General features: G+C 74.5%; 15 protein-coding genes (1 of these 15 only partly in view). 7 read left to right on the plus strand and 8 right to left on the minus strand.

Annotation, left to right across the window (positions count from 1 at the left end):
- Window positions 1-1,232, minus strand: the 5' portion of a protein-coding gene (locus O7599_RS09245) for a ribonuclease J (RefSeq protein WP_281621646.1). It extends 454 nt beyond the left edge of the window; only the first 1,232 of its 1,686 coding nucleotides appear in the window; the start codon lies at window positions 1,230-1,232; its stop codon lies beyond the left edge, outside the window.
- A 181-nt stretch (window positions 1,233-1,413) separates the two neighbouring features.
- Window positions 1,414-2,313, minus strand: coding sequence for a 4-hydroxy-tetrahydrodipicolinate synthase (gene dapA, locus O7599_RS09250; protein WP_281621647.1), 900 nt, complete (start codon window positions 2,311-2,313; stop codon window positions 1,414-1,416).
- Window positions 2,314-2,655: 342 nt separating this feature from the next.
- Here dapA and O7599_RS09255 point away from each other — a divergent pair, with 342 nt between their 5' ends.
- The gene (locus tag O7599_RS09255) at window positions 2,656-2,901 is read left to right on the plus strand and encodes a hypothetical protein (protein WP_281621648.1); all 246 of its coding nucleotides are present in this window, start codon (window positions 2,656-2,658) and stop codon (window positions 2,899-2,901) included.
- Window positions 2,902-3,003: 102 nt separating this feature from the next.
- Window positions 3,004-3,573, plus strand: coding sequence for a hypothetical protein (locus tag O7599_RS09260; RefSeq protein WP_281621649.1), 570 nt, complete (start codon window positions 3,004-3,006; stop codon window positions 3,571-3,573).
- Window positions 3,574-3,604: 31 nt separating this feature from the next.
- Here the strand turns inward: O7599_RS09260 and O7599_RS09265 are convergent, their stop codons facing one another.
- The 6 genes from O7599_RS09265 to O7599_RS09290 all read right to left on the minus strand — a co-directional run bounded on the left by O7599_RS09265 (window position 3,605) and on the right by O7599_RS09290 (window position 9,936).
- Window positions 3,605-4,048, minus strand: coding sequence for a hypothetical protein (locus O7599_RS09265; RefSeq protein WP_281621650.1), 444 nt, complete (start codon window positions 4,046-4,048; stop codon window positions 3,605-3,607).
- Between the two features lie 22 nt (window positions 4,049-4,070).
- A complete protein-coding gene (dapB, locus tag O7599_RS09270; protein ID WP_281621651.1) occupies window positions 4,071-4,826 on the minus strand; it encodes a 4-hydroxy-tetrahydrodipicolinate reductase in 756 nt (251 codons plus the stop codon).
- Between the two features lie 51 nt (window positions 4,827-4,877).
- Window positions 4,878-6,272, minus strand: coding sequence for a pitrilysin family protein (locus O7599_RS09275; RefSeq protein ID WP_281621652.1), 1,395 nt, complete (start codon window positions 6,270-6,272; stop codon window positions 4,878-4,880).
- On the minus strand, window positions 6,269-8,503 hold the full coding sequence (locus tag O7599_RS09280) for a polyribonucleotide nucleotidyltransferase (protein WP_281621653.1): 2,235 nt from the start codon (window positions 8,501-8,503) through the stop codon (window positions 6,269-6,271). Before O7599_RS09280 ends, O7599_RS09275 begins: the two co-directional genes overlap by 4 nt.
- A 414-nt stretch (window positions 8,504-8,917) precedes the next feature.
- Window positions 8,918-9,205, minus strand: coding sequence for a 30S ribosomal protein S15 (rpsO, locus tag O7599_RS09285; RefSeq protein WP_027771451.1), 288 nt, complete (start codon window positions 9,203-9,205; stop codon window positions 8,918-8,920).
- A gap of 212 nt (window positions 9,206-9,417) precedes the next feature.
- Window positions 9,418-9,936, minus strand: a complete 519-nt coding sequence (locus O7599_RS09290; protein WP_281621654.1) for a M23 family metallopeptidase — start codon at window positions 9,934-9,936, stop codon at window positions 9,418-9,420.
- 496 nt (window positions 9,937-10,432) lie between these two features.
- Here O7599_RS09290 and O7599_RS09295 point away from each other — a divergent pair, with 496 nt between their 5' ends.
- The 5 genes from O7599_RS09295 to O7599_RS09315 all read left to right on the plus strand — a co-directional run bounded on the left by O7599_RS09295 (window position 10,433) and on the right by O7599_RS09315 (window position 23,601).
- Window positions 10,433-12,832, plus strand: coding sequence for a PQQ-binding-like beta-propeller repeat protein (locus tag O7599_RS09295; RefSeq protein WP_281621655.1), 2,400 nt, complete (start codon window positions 10,433-10,435; stop codon window positions 12,830-12,832).
- Between the two features lie 28 nt (window positions 12,833-12,860).
- A complete protein-coding gene (locus tag O7599_RS09300; RefSeq protein ID WP_281621656.1) occupies window positions 12,861-15,152 on the plus strand; it encodes a PQQ-binding-like beta-propeller repeat protein in 2,292 nt (763 codons plus the stop codon).
- Between the two features lie 4 nt (window positions 15,153-15,156).
- Window positions 15,157-17,397: a protein kinase gene (locus O7599_RS09305; RefSeq protein ID WP_281621657.1), complete on the plus strand. Its 2,241-nt coding sequence runs from the start codon at window positions 15,157-15,159 to the stop codon at window positions 17,395-17,397.
- Window positions 17,398-17,423: 26 nt separating this feature from the next.
- A complete protein-coding gene (locus tag O7599_RS09310; RefSeq protein ID WP_281621658.1) occupies window positions 17,424-19,496 on the plus strand; it encodes a protein kinase in 2,073 nt (690 codons plus the stop codon).
- Window positions 19,497-19,695: 199 nt separating this feature from the next.
- Window positions 19,696-23,601: an SCO5717 family growth-regulating ATPase gene (locus O7599_RS09315; protein WP_281621659.1), complete on the plus strand. Its 3,906-nt coding sequence runs from the start codon at window positions 19,696-19,698 to the stop codon at window positions 23,599-23,601.
- Window positions 23,602-23,691: the final 90 nt, after the last annotated feature.

Below are 23,691 nucleotides of genomic sequence, written 5' to 3' on the forward strand. Positions count from 1 at the left end.
AGTTCGGCGTTCGCGCGCAGGTGGCGCCATTCGCCGTGGACTGGCATGACGTTGCGGGGCTTGCAGATGTTGTAGAAGTACAGCAGCTCGCCGGCCGAGGCGTGGCCCGAGACGTGGACCTTGGCGTTGCCCTTGTGGACGACGTTGGCGCCCCAGCGGGTGAGGCCGTTGATCACGCGGTAGACGGCGTTCTCGTTCCCCGGGATCAGGGACGAGGCGAGGATGACCGTGTCGCCGGCGACGATGCGGATCTGGTGGTCGCGGTTGGCCATGCGGGACAGGGCGGCCATCGGCTCGCCCTGCGAGCCCGTGCAGACGAGGACGACCTCGTGGTCCGGCAGGTCGTCGAGGGTCTTCACGTCGACGACGAGGCCGGGGGGCACGCGCAGGTAGCCGAGGTCGCGGGCGATGCCCATGTTGCGGACCATGGAGCGGCCGACGAAGGCGACCTTCCGCCGGTACGCGTGCGCCGCGTCCAGGACCTGCTGGATGCGGTGCACGTGGCTCGCGAAGCTGGCCACGATGATGCGCCTCTGCGCCGCCGCGAACACTCCCCGCAGTACCCCGGAGATGTCCTTCTCGGGCGCCACGAACCCCGGGACCTCGGCGTTGGTGGAGTCGACGAGCAGCAGGTCGATGCCCTCCTCGCCGAGGCGCGCGAACGCGGGCAGGTCGGTGAGGCGGCCGTCGAGCGGCAGTTGGTCCATCTTGAAGTCGCCGGTGTGCACGACGACGCCCGCGGGGGTGCGGACGGCGACGGCGAGGCTGTCCGGGATGGAGTGGTTGACGGAGACGAACTCGCAGTCGAAGGGCCCGATGCGCTCCCTGCCGCCCTCGGCGACCTGGAGGGTGTACGGGCGGATGCGGTGCTCCTGGAGCTTGGCCTCGATGAGGGCGAGGGTCAGCTTGGAGCCGATGAGGGGGATGTCCGCCTTCTCGCGGAGCAGGTAGGGCACGGCGCCGATGTGGTCCTCGTGCCCGTGCGTGAGGACGATGCCCTCGATGTCGTCGAGGCGGTCCCTGATGGTGGAGAAGTCGGGAAGGATCAGATCGACCCCGGGCTGCTCCTCCTCGGGGAAGAGGACGCCGCAGTCGACGATGAGCAGGCGGCCGTCGTATTCGAGGACCGTCATGTTGCGGCCGATCTCGCCGAGTCCGCCGAGCGGGGTGACCCGCAGGGCGCCCTCCGCGAGTGCGGGGGGCGGGCCGAGTTCGGGATGGGGATGGCTCAAAGGTGTCTCCTCACCATGCGCACCGGCCGGGTCCCGGCGGCGGGCCCGGGCGGGGCGCACATGGATGCGTGCGACGGCGGCTTCCCTGAAGCCGCGCCGCGGCTTTCTCGGTATGCGGTTGTGACGTCTCTGTGGCGGTGAGGACGGCGGGTGTGCGACGCGTACGCCCGGGCGCGTACGGCTATACCTGCACGCCGCCGCCCTTGAGGTCCCGCTTGAGCTGCTCGGTCTCCTCCGGCGAGAGCCCCACGAGGGGCAGCCGCAGCGGGCCGCCGGGCATCTGCCGCAGGGCGAGCGCCGCCTTGACGGTGATGACGCCCTGGGTGCGGAACATGCCGGTGTAGACGGGGAGCAGTTGCTGGTGGAGTTCGGTGGCCTTGGCCACGTCGCCGCCGGTGTACGCCTCGACGAGGGCGACCAGCTCGGGGGTGACGAGGTGGCCGACGACGGAGACGAAGCCGACGCCGCCGACGGACAGCAGCGGCAGGTTCAGCATGTCGTCGCCGGAGTACCAGGCGAGGCCCGTCTGGGCGATGGCCCAGCTCGCGCGGCCGAGGTCGCCCTTGGCGTCCTTGTTGGCGACGATCCGGGGGTGTTCGGCCAGCCGGACCATGGTCTCGGTATTGATGGGGACGCCGCTGCGGCCGGGGATGTCGTAGAGCATCACGGGCAGGTCGGTGGCGTCGGCGATGGCCTTGAAGTGGGCGTAGAGGCCCTGCTGCGGCGGCTTGCTGTAGTACGGCGTGACGGTCAGCAGTCCGTGGGCGCCGGCGTCCTGGGCGGCGCGGGCCAGCTCGATGCTGTGCCGGGTGTCGTTCGTCGAGGCTCCGGCGACGACGTGGGCGCGGTCGCCGACGGCGTCCACCACGGCCCGTACGAGTTGGGCTTTCTCCGCATCGCTCGTGGTGGGCGACTCGCCGGTGGTGCCGTTGAGCACCAGCCCGTCGTTGCCTGCGTCGACGAGGTGGGCGGCGAGTCGCTGGGCGCCGTCGAGGTCGAGGGCGCCGTCGGGGGTGAACGGCGTGACCATGGCGGTCAGCATCCGTCCGAAGGGCGTCTGCGGGGTGGATGTCGGAGCCATGAGTGACACGCTACTCGCAAGAATGCCCTGAGTGCGCGCTTGGGTGGCGTGCGGTGTTGCAGGCGCGGGAGAACCCGGCACTGCCTGCTCGGGGGTTCAAGCAGTGCCGGGTCCGTATCCTCAGCCTAGGCGAACTTCGCGATAACCACCATTCCAGACATTTGACGGGCTTCGCGCGCCCGCGGGCCCCGCCGGTACGCCGGGCGTCCACCGCGCCCGGGTACCTTTGAGAGGTATTCGGCACATGGCCCTGGATCTGGGCACTTTACGGGACGTTCCGACGTTGTCCGGGTGGCAGGAGTCAAGTCGACAAACCCACGAGTCCTGAGGTGGTGCCCCAGCATGCTTCGCCGTCGGCGTGAGCCCGTTCCGTACGCCTTCATAGCGGAGGCCGACCGCTTCCGCAGCGACGTCCCCGTGCCGCCACCCGTGCCGCGCGCCGGGATCGGGGAGATCGCCGGGCGGGCGCTGGTGGGCGTGTTGATAGTGGCGGGGCTCGTCGGCGCGGTGGTCTTCGGCGTCCCGGCGATGCAGCTCACCGACGACCCCGGGTCCGCGCAGGACACGGAGACGGTGCAGACCCCCTGACGCCGCCCGCGGTGCCCGTGCACCGCCGTCACGGCCGTCGCGGGTGCCCCGTCCGCACCCCCGGGGTGGTGGGCCCGCCGGGGCCTCGCTAGCCTCGCAGGCGTGCCCCTGCCCTTCCTGACGGCCGACCGCGACTTCGGAGACGTCGCCGGCGACGCGCCGCTCCCCTACGCCGATCGCGACCGCTGGCGCCGGCCGTACCGCCCGGGCCCCTGGCGCGTGCTCATGGCCGCCGTCGAGCTGCTGCTCGCCTCGTATCTGCTCTTCGCGACCGTGATCATGCTGCTCGCCGGCTCGGTCACGGGCGCGCTGACATGCGCGGGCGTGGGGGCGGGCTTCATCGTGGCGGCGCTGCGGCTGCTGCGGGTCGGGGTGTGGGTGAGCGCGCACGGGCTGCGGCAGGTGCACCTCTTCCACACCGTCACCCTGCCGTGGGACGAGATCGCCGCCGTGCGGACCGTGCAGCAGCCGGTGAAGTGGCTCGGCCTGCCCCGCACGGTGCAGGGACAGGCGCTCCTGGTGACCCCGGCGGCGCGGCGGCGCGGGCGGGGCGGGGCCCAGGCGCCGCTGCGGCCGCTGCTGACGGACAGCAACGCGGACTTCCTCGGCCGCCCCGAGGCGTTCGACCGGGCGGCCGACACCGTCGAGGCATGGGCCACGGAGCTGCGCTGACGCGTTACCGCCCGTAGGCGCCGTTCGGCCGCTAGCCCGCCACTCTGCGCAGGGTGATCGCCCGCTGCATCGCCTTGCGCGCCCGCGGGGTGTCGCGCGCGTCGTGGTACGCGACCGCCAGCCGGAACCAGCACCGCCAGTCCTCCGGCGCGGCCTCCGTCTCCGCCTTGCGCCGCCGGAAGACCTCGTCGGCCGAGTCGCGGTCGATCCGGCCGCTCGGCGTGCGCTTCAGTTCGTCGACCGGCAGCCCGCCCTCGGCGTCCAGCTCCCGCGCCAGCGCGTTCGCGGCGCGGGCGAAGGCGGTGGTGTGCCACAGGAACCAGAGACCGATGGCGGGGAGCACGAGCACGGCGGCGCCGAAGGCGACGGTCAGCGGCGTGCCCTCGCGCAGCAGGTACCAGCCGCGGGTGCCGGCGAGGAAGAAGTAGACGACCAGCACGGCCGACAGCACGACGTACGTGATCTTCGAGCGCATGAGCGGTGTCCGGGCGTCGGCGTCAGCCGAGGTCGAGGAAGTGTTCGAGGCCGACCGTCAGCCCCGGGGTCTCCGGCACCCGGCGGGCGGCGAGCAGGATGCCCGGCATGAAGCTGCTGTGGTGCAGCGAGTCGTGCCGGATGGTGAGGGTCTCCCCGGTGTCGCCGAGCAGCACCTCCTGGTGGGCGAGGAGCCCCCGCAGCCGGACGGCGTGCACGGGCACCCCGTCGACGTCGGCGCCGCGGGCGCCGGGCAGGGCCGTGGCGGTGGCGTCGGGCTGCGGCGGCAGGCCGGCCTCGCGGCGGGCCTCGGCGATGAGGCGGGCGGTGCGGGTGGCGGTGCCGGACGGGGCGTCGGCCTTGTTCGGGTGGTGCAGCTCCACGACCTCGGCGGACTCGAAGAACCGGGCGGCCTGCCGGGCGAAGTGCATGGTGAGGACGGCGCCGAGGGAGAAGTTGGGGGCGATGAGCACGCCGGTGCCGGGGCTGTCGGCCAGCCGGGCGCGCAGCGCGTCGAGGCGGTCGTCGGTCCAGCCGGTGGTGCCGACGACGGCGTGGATCCCGTTGCGTACGCAGAAGTCGACGTTGGCGGGGGCGGAGTCCGGATGCGTCAGCTCGACGGCGACCTCGGCGCCGGCCTTCGCCAGCTCCGCGAGGTCGTCGTCGCGGTCGACGGCCGCGACGAGATCCATGTCCTCGGCGGCCTCGACGGCCCGGGCGGCCTCGGAGCCGATACGGCCGCGGGCGCCGATGACGCCGACCTTGAGCTGGCTGGTCATGCGCGTACTACCTCCGGTGTCGGTGGGTCGGTGGGGAGCACCCGGTGCCGCTCAGGCCACCGCCTCCCGCAGCGCGGTGGCCTGCCGGTCGGTGACCGGCCCGATGACGGACAGGGACGGGCGGCGCCCCAGGACGGCCGCCGCCACGTCGCGTACGTCGTCGGGGGTGACGGCGCGGATCCGGGCGAGGATCTCGTCGACCGACATCTGCTCGCCCCAGCACAGCTCGCTCTTGCCGAGGCGGTGCATCAGCGCGCCGGTGTCCTCCAGGCCCAGCACCAGGGAGCCGCACAACTGGCCGACGGCGCGGGCGACCTCGTCGTCGGCCAGGCCGTGCCGCGCGACGTGCGCCAGTTCCTCGCGGCAGAGCTTGAGCACGTCGGCGGCCTGCGCGGGGCGGCAGCCGGCGTAGACGCCGAAGAGGCCGCAGTCGGCGAAGCCGGAGGTGTACGAGTACACGGAGTACGCCAGGCCGCGCTTCTCCCGGATCTCCTGGAAGAGCCGGGAGCTCATGCCGCCGCCCAGGGCCGCGGACAGCACGCTCAGCGCCCAGCGGCGCTCGTCGTGCCGGCCGACGCCGGGGGCGCCGAGGACGAGGTGGGTCTGCTCGGTGCGGCGCTCCTGCAGTTCGAAGCGGCCCGCGGTACGGATCGTGCGGCTGCCGGCGCGCGGGCCGTGCGGTGCGGTGTCGGGGGCGTCGAGGGCGCCGGCCCGGTCGAAGGCGGCGGCGACGCGGCGTACTACGTCGTCGTGGTCGACGTTGCCCGCGGCGGCGACGACGAGCCGCGTGGGCGTGTAGTGGCGCTGGTAGAAGCGGGCGACGCGGTCGCGGGTGAGCGCCGTGACGGTCTCGACGGTGCCGAGGACGGGGCGGCCGAGGGGGGTGTCGCCGAGCATCGTGCGGGCGAAGAGGTCGTGGACGCAGTCGCCGGGGTCGTCCTCGGTCATCGCGATCTCTTCGAGGACGACGCCGCGCTCGGCCTCGACGTCCTCGGCGCGGATGACGGAGCCGGTGAGCATGTCGCAGACGATGTCGATGGCCAGCGGCAGGTCGGTGTCGAGGACCCGCGCGTAGTAGCAGGTGTACTCCTTGGCCGTGAACGCGTTCATCTCGCCGCCGACCGCGTCGATGGGCGCGGAGATGTCGAGGGCGGAGCGCGTCCTCGTGCCCTTGAAGAGCAGGTGTTCCAGGTAGTGGGTGGCGCCGCCGAGGGCCGGGGTCTCGTCGCGGGAGCCGACGTGCGCCCAGATGCCGAAGGTCGCCGAGCGGACGGAGGGCAGGGTCTCGGTGAGCACGCGCAGCCCGCCGGGCAGCACCGTCTTGCGTACGGTGCCGGAGCCGTCGGGGCCCTTCAGGACCGTGGCGGGGGTGGCGCGCGGACGGGGGACGGCCCGCCCCCGGTACGGGGGGCGGGCCGCCTTCCGGCTGCTGCGGGGCAGGGTCACGTCGCGGACTCGTCCCCGGACTTCTCGGAGTCGCCGTCCTTGTCCTTGTCCTCGTCCTCCAGGACGGGGATGAGGGACAGCTTGCCGCGCTGGTCGATCTCGGCGATCTCGACCTGGACCTTCTGGCCGACGCCGAGGACGTCCTCGACGTTCTCGACGCGCTTGCCGCCGGCGAGCTTGCGGATCTGCGAGATGTGCAGCAGTCCGTCCTTGCCGGGCAGCAGGGAGACGAAGGCGCCGAAGGAGGTGGTCTTCACGACCGTGCCCAGGTAGCGCTCGCCGACCTCGGGCATCGTCGGGTTGGCGATGCCGTTGATGGTCGTACGGGCGGCCTCGGCGGCCGGGCCGTCGGCGGCGCCGATGTAGATCGTGCCGTCGTCCTCGATGGTGATCTCGGCGCCGGTGTCCTCCTGGATCTGGTTGATCATCTTGCCCTTGGGGCCGATGACCTCGCCGATCTTGTCCACGGGGATCTTGATGGTGATGATCCGCGGGGCGTGCGGGGACATCTCGTCCGGCCGGTCGATGGCCTCCATCATCACGTCGAGGATGTGCAGCCGGGCGTCGCGGGCCTGCTTCAGGGCCGCGGCCAGCACGGAGGCGGGGATGCCGTCGAGCTTGGTGTCGAGCTGCAGCGCGGTGACGAACTCCTTGGTGCCGGCGACCTTGAAGTCCATGTCGCCGAAGGCGTCCTCGGCGCCGAGGATGTCGGTCAGCGTCACGTAGTGCGTCTCGCCCTCGATCTCCTTGGAGATCAGGCCCATCGCGATGCCGGCGACCGGGGCCTTCAGCGGCACGCCGGCGTTCAGCAGCGACATCGTCGAGGCGCAGACGGAGCCCATGGACGTCGAGCCGTTGGAGCCGAGCGCCTCGGAGACCTGGCGGATCGCGTACGGGAAGTCCTCGCGGCTGGGCAGCACCGGCACGATGGCGCGCTCGGCGAGCGCGCCGTGGCCGATCTCGCGGCGCTTGGGGGTGCCGACGCGGCCGGTCTCGCCGGTGGAGTAGGGCGGGAAGATGTAGTTGTGCATGTAGCGCTTGCGCGTCACCGGGTTGAGGGTGTCGAGCTGCTGCTCCATGCGCAGCATGTTCAGCGTCGTCACGCCCATGATCTGGGTCTCGCCGCGCTCGAAGAGCGCCGAGCCGTGCACCCGCGGGATCGCCTCGACCTCGACCGCCAGCGGCCGGATGTCGGTGACGCCGCGGCCGTCGATACGGACCTTCTCGCGGATGACGCGCTCGCGCACCAGTTCCTTGGTGAGCGCGCGGTAGGCCGCGGAGATCTCCTTCTCGCGGCCCTCGAACTGCGGCAGCAGCTTCTCGGCGGCGACGTCCTTGACGCGGTCCAGTTCGGCCTCGCGCTCCAGCTTGTTGCTGATGGTGAGGGCCTGGGCCAGCTCGTCGCGGACGGCCTGGGTGAGCGCCTGGAGCACGTCGTCCTGGTAGTCGAGGAAGACGGGGAACTCGCCGGTGGGCTTGGCGGCCTTGGCGGCGAGGTCGGCCTGCGCCTTGCACAGGGCCTTGATGAAGGGCTTGGCGGCCTCCAGGCCGGCGGCGACGACCTCCTCGGTCGGCGCGGTGGTGCCGCCCTTGACCAGCTCGACGGTCTGGTCGGTGGCCTCGGCCTCGACCATCATGATCGCGACGTCGCCGTCGTCGAGGACGCGGCCGGCGACGACCATGTCGAAGACGGCCTCCTCCAGCTCGGTGTGGGTGGGGAAGGCCACCCACTGGCCGCGGATGAGGGCGACGCGGGTGCCGCCGATGGGGCCGGAGAACGGCAGACCCGCCAGTTGGGTGGAGGCGGAGGCGGCGTTGATGGCGACCACGTCGTAGAGGTGGTCGGGGTTGAGCGCCTCGATGGTGGCGACGATCTGGATCTCGTTGCGCAGGCCCTTCCTGAAGGAGGGGCGCAGCGGCCGGTCGATGAGCCGGCAGGTGAGGATGGCGTCCTCGCTGGGGCGGCCCTCCCGGCGGAAGAAGGAGCCGGGGATCTTGCCGATGGCGTACATGCGCTCTTCGACGTCCACCGTCAGGGGGAAGAAGTCGAGCTGGTCCTTGGGCTGCTTGGAGGCGCTGGTCGCCGCGAGAACCATGGTCTCGTCGTCGAGGTAGGCGACGGCGGAGCCGGCGGCGAGCTTGGCGAGCCGGCCGGTCTCGAAGCGGATGGTGCGGGTGCCGAACGAGCCGTTGTCGATGACGGCCTCGCTGTAGTGGGTTTCGTTCTCCACCAGGAAATTCTCCTCGTCTGCGCCCACGCCCGTGTGGCGTGGGCGGTGAGCGGTGGAGCACCCGCGCGGCAGGCTCGGGCCGGATGAGCGGCTGTAGGCCGGGCCGGTCTTCGATCGAAGCCACCGGGGTGCGCGCTCTCGCGTGCTCCGAAGGCCACTACCGAGGACCGGCGCCCGCTGTCGGCACAGGTCCGGCGGCTGCGGGCGGTTGCTCCCCGTATTCACTCTGTGCTGATGTCCTGCCGACCAGAGTACAAGTCACCCCGGCGGCATCTCGACGGCTGGCTGGCAACCGTTCGGTAAGGGTCCGTACGGACGGACCGGCCCGCCCCGGCGTCCGGACGGGACCGGAGCCACTGCGGGCATACGCCGAGGGAGCGGCTCCCGGTGCGGGGGCCGCTCCCTCGTGCGGCGCTAGCGGGCGCCGGCGGCGCCGCGGCGGATGCCGAGGCGTTCGACCAGCGTACGGAAGCGGGCGATGTCCTTCTTCGCCAGGTACTGCAGCAGCCGGCGGCGGCGGCCGACGAGCAGGAGCAGACCGCGGCGCGAGTGGTGGTCGTGCTTGTGGGTCTTCAGGTGCTCGGTCAGGTCGCTGATGCGCTGGGTGAGCATCGCCACCTGCACCTCGGGGGAGCCGGTGTCGCCTTCCTTCGTGGCGTACTCGGCCATGATCTTCTTCTTCGTCGCGGTGTCGAGCGACATACTCTTTCCCAACTCCTCTGGTCGGCGCCGCCGAGCGTCCCTGGTTTTGGTCACAGGGAATCTGCGGTGACTCGGCAGGCGGGGCGGTCGCGGCGCCTCGCCCGTGGGATACGGGGGCGCTCACGCGAACCGTCCGCCAGCCTAGCAGCCGTGCGGCGGCCCGAGGACCGCCGCCGGCGCCGCCCGGCGGGGCCGGGGGTGCGGGTCAGATGTCAGATCTTGACGTCGTGCTTGGTCAGGAACGCGACCGGGTCCACGGCGGAGCCGTAGTAGGGGCTGGTGCGGACCTCGAAGTGCAGGTGCGGGCCCGTGGAGTTGCCGGTCGTACCGATCTTGCCGATCTCGGTCTTGGCGTTGACCGTCTCGCCGACCGAAACGTCGATCTTGGACAGGTGGGCGTACTGGGTGTAGATGCCGTCGCCGTGCTTGATCACGATGTTGTTGCCGTACGCGCCGCCCCAGCCGGCCTCGACCACGGTGCCGCTGTGGACCGAGCGGACGTTCGTGCCCGTGGGGGCGGCGAAGTCCTGGCCGCTGTGCTTCGAGGTCCAGCGGGCACCGCCCTGGTTGTACGAGGCGGTGAGGTCGTAGTCGGCCGAGACGGGCTTGACCCAGTCGGGCTTGCTGTCGGCCGTGGCCACCCCGGAACCGAGGGCGACGACCATGCCGGCGCCGGCGGCGAGCATGGCGGACGTGGCTATCGGGGCGGTGAACTTGGCGTGCTTGAACATTCTCGGAATTCCCTCCAGACAAGGTTTCGACCCCGGCTGCGCTCCGAGGTCGCTCCACCTTGGTAACGCGCCGGACCGGGACGGACAAGGACCCTTGGTACGAGCCGGGGTCGTAGCGACGAGTCGGGTTTTTCTGCCCCTTGCACACCCGTGGAGACCACCCGCGAGAAGGGTCCCGGAGGGCGTTCCGGAGGGCTGGAGGCGTACGAATATGCAGGTCAGAGCCTCTACTCGGGGCCGTTTCCAAAAGTCCGGCGGGCTCCCCTGCCGAAAGTCCGGCAACCGCAGAGTCGAAAGTCCCGGACCCTCGTCCGATTCATCTACTACCGCCTTTAGAATTCCTTCAGACGCCTGTGGCGCACGCCACTGCCGGATAAGAATGTGCGGCTTGCGAGCGGGACTTTCTCCCCTGCCGCGCGGGACCTTTTACCCCCCGCCTGGCGCGGCGCCCGCCCATCCCCGGTAGGCTGCGTGCGGCCAGTTCCTAGGAGGGGGTATGGAACCGCTGCGACTCGACGACCCCGAGCAGTTCGGGGCGTACCGGCCGCTGGGGCGTCTGGATACGGACGCGAGCGACCTGCGCGCGCCGGTCGCGCGCTACATCGCGCAGGCGCCGGGTGGCGAACGCACAGTCCTGATCACCGCACCGCGCGCTGAGGCGACGGCCGCCGACCACGGCCACGCCGGGCGCTTCCACGCCGCCGCCGCCGAGGCCCAGCGCCTCGGCGGTACGGGGGGCCCGTGGCTGGCGCCGGTGACCGAGCTCTCGGCCGGCGGCGCGCCGTGGTGGGCGATGCCGTACCGGCCCGCGCTGCCGCTGCCCGCCGCGCTGGACGCCCAGCAGGGGCCGCTGCCCGAGCGCACCGTGTACGCGGTGGGCGCCGCGCTGGCCGAGACGCTGGCCGCGCTGCACGCCGCGGGGGCGGCGCACGGCGGGCTCGACCCGACGGCCGTGCTGCTCACCGGCGACGGCCCGCTGCTGACCGGCTACGGCACGGTGAGCGCGGCGGGCGCCGACGGCAGCCCGCGCGAGAGCCTTGCCGGGCTCATACCGGAGTTCCTGCCGCCGGAGCAGGCGGCGGGCGGGCGGCCGCGGCCGCTGGGGGACGTGTACGCGCTGGCCGCGGTGCTCGTGTTCGCCGCGACCGGCCGGGTCCCCGGTGACCACGGGGCGGCGGATCCGCAGGCCGGTGCCTTCGGCGACCCGCTGACGGACCCGCTCGCCGGCGATCCCGCGTACGGCACGGACCCGTACGCCTCCGACCCCTACGGCACCCCCGCGAACCCGCTGGACCTCCTCCAGCCCGCACTCCGCGCCGCCCTGGAGCCCTGCCTCCACCCCGATCCCGCCCGCCGCCCCACCGCCGCCGCGCTCCTGCCCGAGCTGCTCCACGGCGCCGCGCCGGGTGGCACCCCCTGGGCGGCAGGGCCGGCCGCCCCCGGGACCGTGCTCGACGCGGCGACCACCCGCTCCGGGGCCGCCCTGGCCCCCGGCTGGCTGCCCCGCCGGGTCAGCGCCGCCCTGGCGCTCCAGGCCGCCGACGTGCTCGCCGCCGAGACCGAGCCCGACCCCGCCTTCCTCGCGGCGCCGGCCCCCGGCACCCCCGGCGCTCCGGACCTGATCGGCGGCGCCACCGTCATCGGCCGCCCCGCCACCCGGCGCGCCCTGCTCGCCGGCATCGTCGGCGGCGCGGTGGGCGTCGCGGCCGGCGGCGCCGCAGCCTGGGCCGCGACCGCCGAGGACCCGCCCCCGCCGCCGACCACCGCCGAGCGGCTGGCGTCCCGCAACACCGGGAACAAGCGGCTGACCGGCGCCCCGCCCTCCGTCCTGTGGGGCATGGGCCTGGGCAAGGTGGAGCCGGTCGGCCCCCCGGTGGTCGCGGGCGGCACGGCCGCGCTGGTCGTCGCCAGGTCCGGCGTGTACGCGAGGGACCTGCGCACCGGCGACGAGCTGTGGGAGCAGTCGGACGTCAGCGCCAGGGGCCCCGCGGTGCCGCTGGGCGGCGGGATGGTGCTGGTGCCCGGCAAGGACCTGACGGTGCTCGACGCCGCGGACGGCTCGGTCGCCTGGACGTCCGACAAGTTCAAAAAGGGCGGCAAGGCGCCGTACGGGACGCTCCTCGGCGTAGCGGGCGACACCGCGGCGTTCACCGTCGAGGAGGGCGGCGAGCTGACCGTCGTCGGCTACGACCTCGCCGAGCGGCGCGAGCTGTGGCGCTCGCCCGGCTCGGCCGCCGCGACCGCCGCGCTCTTCCTCGGCGGCTCCGTCGTCCTGGTGCCCGAGGCCGACGAGGACGCCGAGCACCGTGACGAGCCGGCCGCGGTCTCCGCACTCGACCTCGGCAGCGGCGAGGAGCGCTGGGCGCAGGAGTACGCCGGGATGGCGGGCGGCCACTGGGCCGCGGCCGGCAAGGACCTGCTCGTCGCCACCGCGGGCAAGACGATGCGCGGGTACGACGCGAGCGGTGACGGTGCCGAGGTGTGGAGCGTGACCGCGGAACCGTGGGACGAGGACATGGAGAGCACCAATCCGCAGAACTTCGGCCCGCCGGCGGTGCAGGGCGAGGTGATCCACGCCCTCGACACGTTCCGCGCGGTGCACTCGGTGGCGCGGGACTCGGGCGAGGAGCAGTGGAAGCGCAACCCGCTGCTCGCCTACGTCGGCGTGCTCGTGCAGGCCCCGGCGCTGCACGTCACGCCCGACGAGCGGTTCCTGATCGCCGGCGACGACACGCAGGTGCTGGCGTACGACGCGGACGGCGGCGACCTGCTGTGGCGGTTCACCGACATGCGGCCGGGCAAGCCGAAGTACGCTCACCGGCGCCGGGTGGCGGTCGGCAAGAACACGGCCGTGGTCGCGAGCGGGAGCAGCGTGTACGCGCTGCCGCTGGACTGAGCGCGCGGCGGCAAGGGGGATTGTTCGTATGCACACGTTGACCGGCTCCGGCGGCCCGAACGGCGGCGCGACCGGTGGCGCGACGGGCGCCGCGGGCGGCACGACCGCCGGCGGCCCGCGGCAGGGCGTGGGCCCGCACCGGATCGTCGCGCCGCTCGGCCCGTACGCCCCGGAGGGCGGCCCCGGCGCCGACGGGCCGCAGTTCCACCTGGCGTTCAGCGAGCCGCTGGGCCGGGTCGTGGTGCTCATGACGCCGCCCGCCGCGCTCGCCGCCGACCCCGGCTTCCGGGTCAGGTTCGCCTCCGAGGCCGGTACCTCCGCGCGGCTGGCGGGACCGGCCGCCGCGCCGGTGGCCGGGGTGGCGCCGCAGGACGAGGAGCCGTGGGTGGCGTACGACTGCGCGCCCGCGCTGCCGCTGCCCGCGGCGCTGGCGGCGCACGGCGGGCCGCTGCCGGTGCCGTACGTCTGCCAGGTGGGGGTCTCGCTGGCCGCCGCGGTGCTGCAGGCGCACGCCCAGGGTCTGGTGTACGCGGGGCTGACGCCCGCCGCCGTGCTGCTGACGGCGGCCGGGCCGCGCCTCGTCGCGTACGGCGCGGTGCGCGCGGCGGCGCCGGGCGACGGCCCGCGTACCGCGGTGCCCGGGCTGCCGCCCGCGTGGCTGCCGCCCGAGCAGCACGCCGGCGGGGTGCCCCGGCCGCTGGGCGACATCTACGCGCTGGGCGTGGTGCTGGCGTACGCCGCCACCGGCGCCCACTCCCCCGACCCGGGCGCGGTGCCGGAGCCGCTGGCCGCGGTCCTCGCGGGCTGCCTCGCCCCGGACCCGGCACAGCGCCCCCGCGCGGACGCGCTGCTGCAACAGCTCCAGCAGGCGCAGCAGGCCCTGCCCGCGGAGCCGGGGCAGGAGCAGGTGCCCGGTGCCGTGGCGGCGGCGCTGGCCGCCCAGGTGCCGGCGCTGCCGGCGCAGGGCCCGCTCACGCCCCCGCCGGGCCCCGGCGCGCCGGGCGGGCCCGGTGGCCCGCCCCTCCCCGGGCAGACGCCGGACACGTCGGCCGGGGCCGGCCTCGGGGAGACCTCCGTGTCCCCGGCGCGCCCGGGCCGCCGCGCGCTGCTGCGCGGCCTCGCCTTCGGCGCCGCGGGCCTCGCGGTCGGCGGGGGCGGCGTCTACGCGTACCGCCGTGCGACGAAGGAGGATCCACCCGTCTACCGCACCACCCCCGCGAAGGGCGCCCCGCCCAAGCCGCTGTGGCAGTACCCGCTGCAGGGCCAGGAGGCCAGGGTGGTCAGCCTCATCGGCAGGATCGCCGTCGTGCAGACGATGGGCGCCCTCACCGCCGTGAACGTGCGCACCGGCAAGAAGGCGTGGGACTCCGACGTGTTCGCGGACGCACCGCTGATCGACCTCGGCCGGGGCGAGGCGCTCGTCACGGGGACTCTGAGCGGCATCGAAGTCGTCGAGCTGGCCGGCGGCAAGTCGAAGGGCCCCATCGAGGAATACTCGCTGAACAGCAAGCTGGCCCTCCAGGAGGCCGTCGGCGCCGCCGACGGGATCCTCTACTTCCTGGCCACGGTCGGTTCCGACCTGGAGAAGTTCGCCATGGTGGCGTACGACACCCGCAAGGGCGAGGAGGTGTGGAACAAGCCGCTGCCCGAGGGCTACGGGGACCTGAGCGACACTCCGCTCAGCGACGGCGAGAGGATGAAGATCCGCGGGCGCGAACTCCTCATCCCCAGCGCCCCCACCTCCGGCTTCGCCTTCACGTACCTCGCGCTCGACCGGCGCAGCGGCGACAAGGCGTGGGAGCAGAAGTTCGAGGACATCAAGGACTACGACGGTCCCGGCACCTTCGCGACCGACGCCGGGACGCTCGTCAGCCCGGACAACGAGGCCGACACGCTGCGGGGGTTCGAGATGCGCGGCGCCAAGAAGTTGTGGGAGCGCCCGACGAAGGAGCACTTCTTCAGTGAGCTGACCGATGCGCGCTCCCGCGTGCTGTACGGCACGCAGGGTGCCGCGGTGACGGCGCTGTCGGTACAGAACGGCAAGCCGGTGTGGCGTACCCCGGTCTACTCCGGCGGCCGGTTCGACGTCACGGACGTCGTCCTCAGCGGCACCGGCCGGACCCTCTTCTACAGCAACGACGCCGAGGTACAGGCTTTCGACACCCGCGACGGCGCGCCGCTGTGGCGGTTCGCGACGGTCAGCGAGGGCGGGTCTTCCTCCGACGACGGCCCCGGCGTCTCCGGCCGGGTGCTCGCCGCGGACGACGGCATCGCCCTCGTCCTGTCCAAGGACGCCCTCTACGCACTCCCGGTGGACTGATCCCATGGTTACGCCCCTCACCCACGACGACCCGCAGCAGTTGGGCCCGTACCGGCTCGTCTCCCGCCTCGGCAGCGGCGGCATGGGCACCGTCTACCTCGCCCGCTCCGCGGGCGGGCGCACCGTGGCGCTGAAGACCATGCACGCCGACCTCGTCAGCGGCGAGGCCGGCACCGCGGGCGCCGAGTTCCGCACCCGGTTCCGGCTGGAGACCGACGCCGCCCGCGTCATCGGCGACCGCTACGGCGCCGAGGTCGTCGACGCCGACCCGCTGGCCGAGACGCCGTGGCTGGCGACCGAGTACGTGCTCGGCCCGCCGCTGGACGAGGCGGTCGCGGTGTCCGGCCCGCTGCCCGAGACCACGACGCGGGCGCTCGGCGCCGCGCTCTGCGAGGCGCTGGGGCAGTTGCACCGCTCCGGCGTCGTCCACCGCGACCTGAAGCCGTCGAACATCCTGCTGACCTCGTCGGGGCCGAAGGTCATCGACTTCGGCATCGCCCGCGCGGCGGGCGACGACCACCTGACCCGTACCGGCACCGCGGCGGGCACCCCCGCCTTCATGTCGCCCGAGCAGGCGTCCGGCGTCGAACACACCCCGGTCGGCGACGTGTTCGCGCTCGCGGGCGTGCTGGTCTTCGCCTGTACGGGCCACGGGCCCTTCGGCGGCGGGCAGGCCGCGGACCTGCTGTACCGGGTCCGCTACGGCGAGGCCGACCTGTCCGGCGTGCCCGCGGGGCTGCTGCCGCTGCTCCAGCGCTGCCTGGCCAAGGAGCCGGAGACGCGCCCCGGCACCGACGAACTGGCGGGGCTGCTCGCCGAGGGACTGCCGGGCGGCGCGGCGGACTTCGCCGACCATCTCCCGGACGCGCTGCACGCCGACATCCTGCGCCGCGCCGCCGTCGCCTGGCAGCCGCAGCCGCCCCGGCTGCCGTCGCCGGAGCAGGCCGCCATGGAGACCCAGTCGGGCGCGGCATCCGGTCCGTCGCGGCGCAAGGTGCTGGCGCTCGCGGGCGCGGGCGCCGTGGCGGTCGGCGGCGCGGGAGCCGGGGCGTGGGCGTTCCTCCGCGACGACGAGAAGGAGCCGGAGGCCAAGCCCGAGGCGAAGAAGCCGAAGGCGCCGAAGGAGCTGTGGACGCGCCCGGTCGTCGGCGGCGGCGGCGCGTTCAGCCTGGCCACCGGCCGCAACTACGTGCTGCTCCTCACCACGGCCGGCGGCGGGCAGTTCGTGGACGCGCGCAACGGGAAGCTGCGGGGGGTCAGCGAGTTCGTCTCCCCGTCCACCGGCATCATCGGCGACGACTCCGGGTTCTTCTCCCTCGCCAGCCGCAGCGTGTCGGGCGAGGGCACCCACGCGCTCTTCACCAACGACCCCGAGACGGGCGAGCAGGAGGAGGACGTCGTCCTCAACGGGGCGGACATCAAGGGAACGGCCATCGAGGCCGCCGAGAACGGCATCGTGCTGATGCGGGCGACCGCCCGCTGGGTCACCCGGGTCTACCGCGACAAGAAGACGAAGGAACGCATCGTCGAGAAGACGCCGTGGGCCTCGCAGTTCGTGGCGGCGGACATGAAGACCGGGAAGCTGCTGTGGGGGTACGACAACAAGTCCCCCGACACCGGCCCCTCGTACGCCACCGCCCTGACGAAGAACGAGGCGCTCATCCGCGTCGAGTCCACCCTGACGTGCCTCGACGCCAGGACCGGCGAGGAGCGCTGGACCTGGAAGGCGCCGGAGGCGGACCGCGAGTCGCTCGCCGGGCTGCAGCAGTTCCCCACCGCCGCGGGCCACGTCCTCCTCGGCCTGCGCGACCTGACCGCGCTGAAGCTGTCCGACGGCGAGGTGGGCTGGTCCCTCGGCAAGGACCGCGAGGCCCGCGCCGCCCTCGGCCCCGACACCCGCCTGTACGGCACCCCCGCGGTCAAGGACGGCAAGGTCTACGTCGTCGAGAACGGCAACGGCCTCATCGCCATCGACGGCGCCAGCGGCGAGGTCGAGTGGGAGGCCAAGGCCGACTGGGCCGGGCCGCAGGCGTTCATCGTCGCGCCCGTGGTCGGCAAGAAGTACGCGTACGTGGGCACCGGCGGGCGCGACTGGGTGCGGGCGGTCGACCTTGAGGAGCACCGGACGGCCTGGTCGTACCGAGGGCCCGAGGACAACGAGCGCCCCATGGTCCTCGAACAGGACGACGCGAAGGTCGTCCTCGTCGTCACCGCAGCCGAAGTGCGCGGGCTCCCCCTTCAGTAGGAACTTCCACCAGGAGCGGCACGTCCATGAAACCCCTCGGCACCGGAGACCCGCTGCGCCTCGGCCCGTACCGCCTCATCGGCGTGCTCGGCGCGGGCGGCATGGGCAAGGTGTACCTCGGCCGGGACTCCTCCGGGCGCCCCGCCGCGATCAAGGTGCTGCGGCCGGAGCTGGCCCACCAGTCGAACCTCGCGCAGCGCTTCGTGCGCGAGGCGCACGCCGCGCAGGCCGTGCAGAGCCCCGGCGTGGCGCGGGTGCTCGGCGCCGAGACGGAGGGCGGCCGGCCGTGGATCGCCTGCGAGTTCCTCGCCGGGCCGACCCTCGCCGAGGCCGTCGAGCGCTACGGGCCGCTGGACGGCACGGCGCTGCGCGCGGTCGGCGCGGCGCTGGCGAGCACGCTCACCGACATCCACGCGGCCGGCCTCGTCCACCGCGACGTCAAGCCGCCCAACATCGTGCTGACCGCGACCGGGCCGCGCATCATCGACTTCGGCATCGCCCGCCCCGAGCACGGCCTGACGCTCACCAGCACCGGCGAGGCCCCCGTCACCCCGGGCTACGGGCCGCCGGAGCAGGTGCTCGGGCAGCGCGTGGGCCCGCCGGCGGACGTCTTCGCGCTGGGCGCCGTGCTCACGCTGGCGGCGACGGGGCAGACGGCGTACCAGGGCAGCCATGTGGCCGCCGTGCAGTACGAAGTGGTGCACGGGGAGCCGCGGCTCGAAGGGCTGCCGCCCGACCTGTACCCGCTGATCGCCCCCTGCCTGGCCAAGGACCCCGCGTACCGCCCCACTCCGCCGCAGATCGCCGCCGCCCTCGCCCCGCCGCCCGGCGCCGAGGCCGTCTGGCAGCGGGGCCCGCTCGCCGAGGACATCGCGGGCCGCGAGCACGAGGCGGCCCGCCTCGCCGCGCTCCCCGCGGCCGGCGACACCCAGGTGCCGGGCCCTTCGCGGCGGCGGCTGCTGGTCGCGCTCGGCACCGGGGGCGCGGTGGTGGCGGCGAGCGCGGGCACGGCCGCCTGGTGGTGGCTGGGCAAGGACGACGGCGGCACGACCGCGGCGCCCCAGCGCGACCCGTGGGCGGCGCAGCCGCTGAAGGGCTACAGCGCGAACAACGCCCCCGCGGCTCTCTGGGGCCCGATAAGCGGGCTCAACTCCGATGCGCCGCTGCTGCTCCCGCTGCGCGAGACGCTGGTCGTCGCGATGGCCGACGGCACCATCGCGGGCCTGGACATCCGCACCGGCAAGCAGAAGTGGCGCCAGGAGGACGCCGCTGCGGCGGCCCGCGCGGCGGCGCTCGACGAGAACACGTTCGCCGCCGCGGACGCCGACGGCGCCCTGTACGGGCTGCGCGGGCGGGACCGGCGCGAGCAGTGGTCGGCGCCGGACGCCCGGGCGGAGGTCGTGCTCGCGGGCGACGCGAACGCGGCGTACGTGACGACGAAGGACGGCGAGCTGCGCGCGGTCGGCACCGGGGGCAGGGAGCGGTGGACGGTCGAGCTGCCGGTCCAGTCGTCCGTCAGCAAGCCGGCGTGGGCCACGACGGCCGACGGCATGCTCGTGCTCTCCGGCTCGGACGGCAAGCTCGCGGTGGTCGACACCGAGGACGGCAAGACGGTGTGGGACACCCCGAAGCGCAGCTCGTACGCGATGCCGTGCGCGGTCGGCGGGGGCTTCGTGTACGCGGGCGGGGACGGGCTGACGGCGTACGCGCTGAAGGGCGACGGCGAGCCGGAGTGGAACGAGAAGCCGAAGGGCGAGTACATCTGGAGCGCGCCTGCGCTGCACGACGGCCTGCTCTACGCCGTGAACGACGCGAAGCTCGTCGTGCGGAACGCGAAGACGCGGGAGACCGAGTGGACCGACGAGGCCCTGGCGGTCGCGCTCAAGTACCCGCCGGTGATCCAGGGGAACTCGCTGTGGGCCGGGACGACTTCGAACTTCGACCCCGACGCCCTGAAGGTCTACGACATCGCCAAGGGCAGGGTGGCGTGGGAGGATCGCCGCACGTCGCGTGAGCGGGACGACTGGACCATGGCCGCGGCGGACAACAGGGTGTTCGTCCTCTACACGGGGTCGCTGACCGCAAACCCGGTGTTCTGAGCGGCCGTCGGGCGGACGGCCGGCAGGGGTGCGCCGCGCCCACCGCGGGACCGGTGTTCTGAACGGTGACACATCCGTTGCCGATTGCGACAGTCCGGCCTGCCGACGCGCTCGGTACTCCCCTTAGGGTGGGAGAGGCACACGGCACCGGGCAGGCGCCGGCACGACCGCCGTGGTGCGAGGGGATACGGGAGGCACAGTGAGCAGCGATCGGGACGAGAACGGCGCGGGCCGGACCAGCCCCGATGTCGAGCGGTCCGGTACGGAGGCGGAGGGCACGGGCGAGTTCACCACCGGCCCGGCGCCCGCGGCCTGGTACACGCAGGGGGTGCCGGCCCCGGCCCCCAGACAGGACGAGGAGGCGGGCACCGGCTCGTCCCACGCCGGCTCGGCGATGCCCCCGTTGCCCAACGGCTTCACCGCCGCCCACGCGCAGGCCCCCGGGCCGGTGCCGGAGTCGATGACGCCGCCGCCGTTCCTGCTGACGCTGCCGGACGAGCCGTCGCCGGCTCCGGAGCCTCCCGCGACGCCGGAGACGGCACCGGAGGCCGCGGAGCCCGCCGAGGACCCGGACGTGGACGACCACCAGGACGACGACGACCAGGACGAGGCGTACGCGGCCGAGGACGACTCCCCGCCGCTGACGGCGGCGACGGACCCGGGCGCGGTGGCGTTCGCCGCGCTGCCGGTGGCCCCGGAGGTGCCGGAGGCCGCGGCGGACGAGACGGACGACGAGCCGGCGGCGGAGGCAGAGGAGTTCACGTCGTCCCCGGTGAGCGCGCCGAGTTGGTACGGAGGCGGCGCCTCCGCGACGACGGCGGGCACCGACGAGACGGACGACCGGGAGACGGCGGCGTACGACGAGCAGGACTCCGACTCCGCCGGTTCTGAGCCGGACGAGGAGCCCGCCGGCGCGGACGACGACCCGGACACCGGCGCGGCGTGGCCCGCCGCCGCCGAGGAGTTCACCGGCGCGGAGACCACCGACGCGTCCGGCGACGAGGACTCCGGCGCCTTCCCCGGGCCGGCGGCCGAGGCGGACGAGGACGACAGGGCCGACGAGACGTGGCGCAGCACCGGGCCGGATTCGGGGTGGCCCTTCCCGCCCGCGAGCACGTCCGCTGACAGGGCTGACGACGACGAACCGGCCGACGACGAACCGGCCGCGGCCACCGCGGACGCCGACGAGACCGGCGAGGCCCCCGCGGCAGACTCCGGGGCGTCCGGCACCGACTGGCACAGCCCCGCCGCGCCGGCCGCGGACGCGAGCGAGGGGTCCGACGCGGGAACGGGCCGGCCGTTCACGGCCGCCGCGGAGGCGGACGGCGACGAGGCCGCCGCGGCGGCGCCGGACCCGGCCGGTGCCCCGGCCGTCGACGGCTGGCGGAGCAGCGTGCCCGAGGCCGACACCGACGAGCCCGCGGAGTCCGGGTCCGCGTGGCCCGCCTTCGCCGGCGGCCCGGCGACCGCGGACGGCGGGGCCGACGCTCCCACTGACGGCGCCGAGGCGCCGGAGGCGGGGGCCGCCTGGCCGGCTCCGCCCGGGGCGCCGCCCGCCGCGGACCCGGGTGCCGAAGCCCCGTCCGCGGCCGGGGAATCCGCCTTCCCCGCACCGCAGTTCGCGCCGCCCCCGCGGCCGGACGCCGACGAGGCGGGTACGCCCGCCCCGTACCGCGACGACGCCACCCGGACGCTGACCCCGCTCGTCGCCCACGCCCCGCCCGGCGCGGCGCCGGCGGCACAGGAGCAGGACCAGGACCAGGACGACGACGAGGCGCCGGCCGACCCGGACAAGGGCGACGTGGTGAGCGGCGCGACCATGCGCTTCTCGCCCGCGTCGCTGCGCGCGCAGGCCGCGGAGATCCAGGACCGTACGCCCGCGGACGACGAGCCGAACGACGCCGTGCCCGCCGCCGCCGCCGAGGTGCAGGACCGGGTGCCGGCGGACGCCGCGCCCGCCCGCGACGACGAGCCGCAGGACGCGCCGCCGCAGGCCAGCCCGTACGTGACGGACCGCGCGCCCGCCGGTGCGAACCCGTGGGCCCCCGCGCCCGCCCCCGGCGACTCCGCCTCGCCGACGGCGCTGCCGCCGCTTCCCCCGCAGTTCCCGGCCGCCGAGCCGCAGCGCCCCGCGGCGGCGGACCTGCCGTCCGGCCCGCCGCCCGCCGCGGGCGCACCCTGGCAGTCGCCCACCCCGCAGCCCGTACCCGAGCAGTCCGCACCGCAGCCCCCCGCGGCTCCCCCGGCGGCGCCCTCCGCCCCGCCGGCCGTCCCGCCGCCCGGGCAGCCGTACCCGGCCCAGCCCGCTCCGGGCGCCGTCCCACCCGGCACCCCGGTGCCCGGCGCCGCCCCGGAGTCCGCCGGCGCCACGCCCGCGGCGTCCGCGCCGCCGGCCGGCGGCCCCGGCCCGGCGGCCCCGGCCTCGCCGCCGCCGGCCACCCCGCCCGGCGCCCCCGGCACGCACTCCGCGCCCGGCAGCCGGCTCCCGGCCCCGCACACCCCGCCCGGCGCCGGCGAGGCGCCCCGCTCCGGGCCTGCCGCCGAGCCGCCGCCCGGCTGGACCGTGGCGTCGCCCGCCGGCGTGCCCGTACCCCCGGCCGGCCAGCAGCCCGACTCCCGCGCCCCGCAGGGCGGTTACGGCTGGCCCCAGCCGCCCGGCGCGCAGCCCGGACAGCCCGGACAGCACAGCCAGATGGGCCAGCAGGGCCAACCCGGACAACCGGGACAGCAGCCCGGACAGCCCGGCGCCTACCCGGGCCCGCCCGGCCAGCCCCCGCAGCAGGCCCAGCCCGGCCACCCCGGCCAGCAGCCTCCCGGCCTGCCGCCCGCGGGCGGCTCCCAGCCCGGCGCCCCCGGCCAGGGCGCCCTCTCCCCCGCCACGTCCCCGGCGCCCCCGGCACAGCCCGGCCAGCCCGCCCAGCCCGGCGGCGACCCGCGGTCCGGCGGCTGGCCCGAGGTCACGCCCGAGCAGCGCCGCCAGCCGGTGCACAACGCCCCGCTGGGCTACACCGCCGCCGTCGAGCTGTCCTCCGAGCAACTGCTGCACGACAAGCACAAGCCGCAGCGCAAGTCGGAGCGCGGCGGCCTGTCCCGGTTCAAGCTCGGCGGCAAGGCGGCCGAGGAGGAGCGGCAGCGCAAGATCGCCCTCGTCCGCACGCCGGTGCTGTCCTGCTACCGCATCGCCGTGATCTCCCTCAAGGGCGGCGTCGGTAAGACGACGACCACCACCGCGCTCGGCGCGACCCTCGCCGCCGAGCGGCAGGACAAGGTCATCGCGATCGACGCCAACCCGGACGCCGGCACGCTGGGCCGCCGGGTGCGCCGCGAGACCGGCGCGACGATCCGCGACCTGGTGACGGCGATCCCGTACCTGAACAGCTACATGGACATCCGCCGGTTCACCTCGCAGGCGCCCTCCGGCCTGGAGATCCTCGCCAACGACGTCGATCCGGCGGTCTCCACGACGTTCAACGACGAGGACTACCGCCGCGTCATAGACGTGCTGGGCAAGCAGTATCCGGTGATCCTCACCGACTCGGGCACGGGCCTGCTCTACAGCGCCATGCGCGGCGTGCTCGACCTCGCCGACCAGCTCATCGTCGTGGCCACGCCGTCCGTCGACGGCGCGTCCAGCGCGAGCACCACGCTGGACTGGCTGCACGCCCACGGCTACGCGGACCTGGTGTCGCGGAGCATCACGGTCATCTCGGGCGTCCGCGAGACGGCCAAGATGATCAAGATCGACGACATCGTCAACCACTTCAAGCAGCGCACCCGCGCGGTGCAGGTGATCCCCTTCGACGAGCACCTGTCGGCCGGTGCCGAGCTGGACCTGTCGATGATGCGGCCGAAGACCAAGGAGGCGTACTTCAACCTCGCCGCGCTCGTCGCGGAGGACTTCACCCGCGCCCAGCAGGCGCAGGGCCTGTGGACCGGCGAGGGCGGCCAGCAGCCGCCGCACGCGATGCCGCCGCTGCCCGGCCAGTCCGGCGGCGCCGGGGGATACGGCGCGGGCGGGGGTTACCCGGGCGGCGGCGGCTATCCGGGTGGCGCTCCCGGCACGGGCCCGTCGCAGGCGCAGTCGGGGCCGAGCCCGTACGGGTGACGCCCCGGGCGCATCCGCCCGCCGCCCCGGCCGCGGTTCGCCCGGCCTGCCGCCATTGGGTTGAACCAATGAGGCCCGCAGCCTTTTTGA

Origin of the sequence: Streptomyces sp. WMMC500, assembly GCF_027497195.1 — a bacterium.
In the GTDB taxonomy this organism is placed as follows: domain Bacteria; phylum Actinomycetota; class Actinomycetes; order Streptomycetales; family Streptomycetaceae; genus Streptomyces.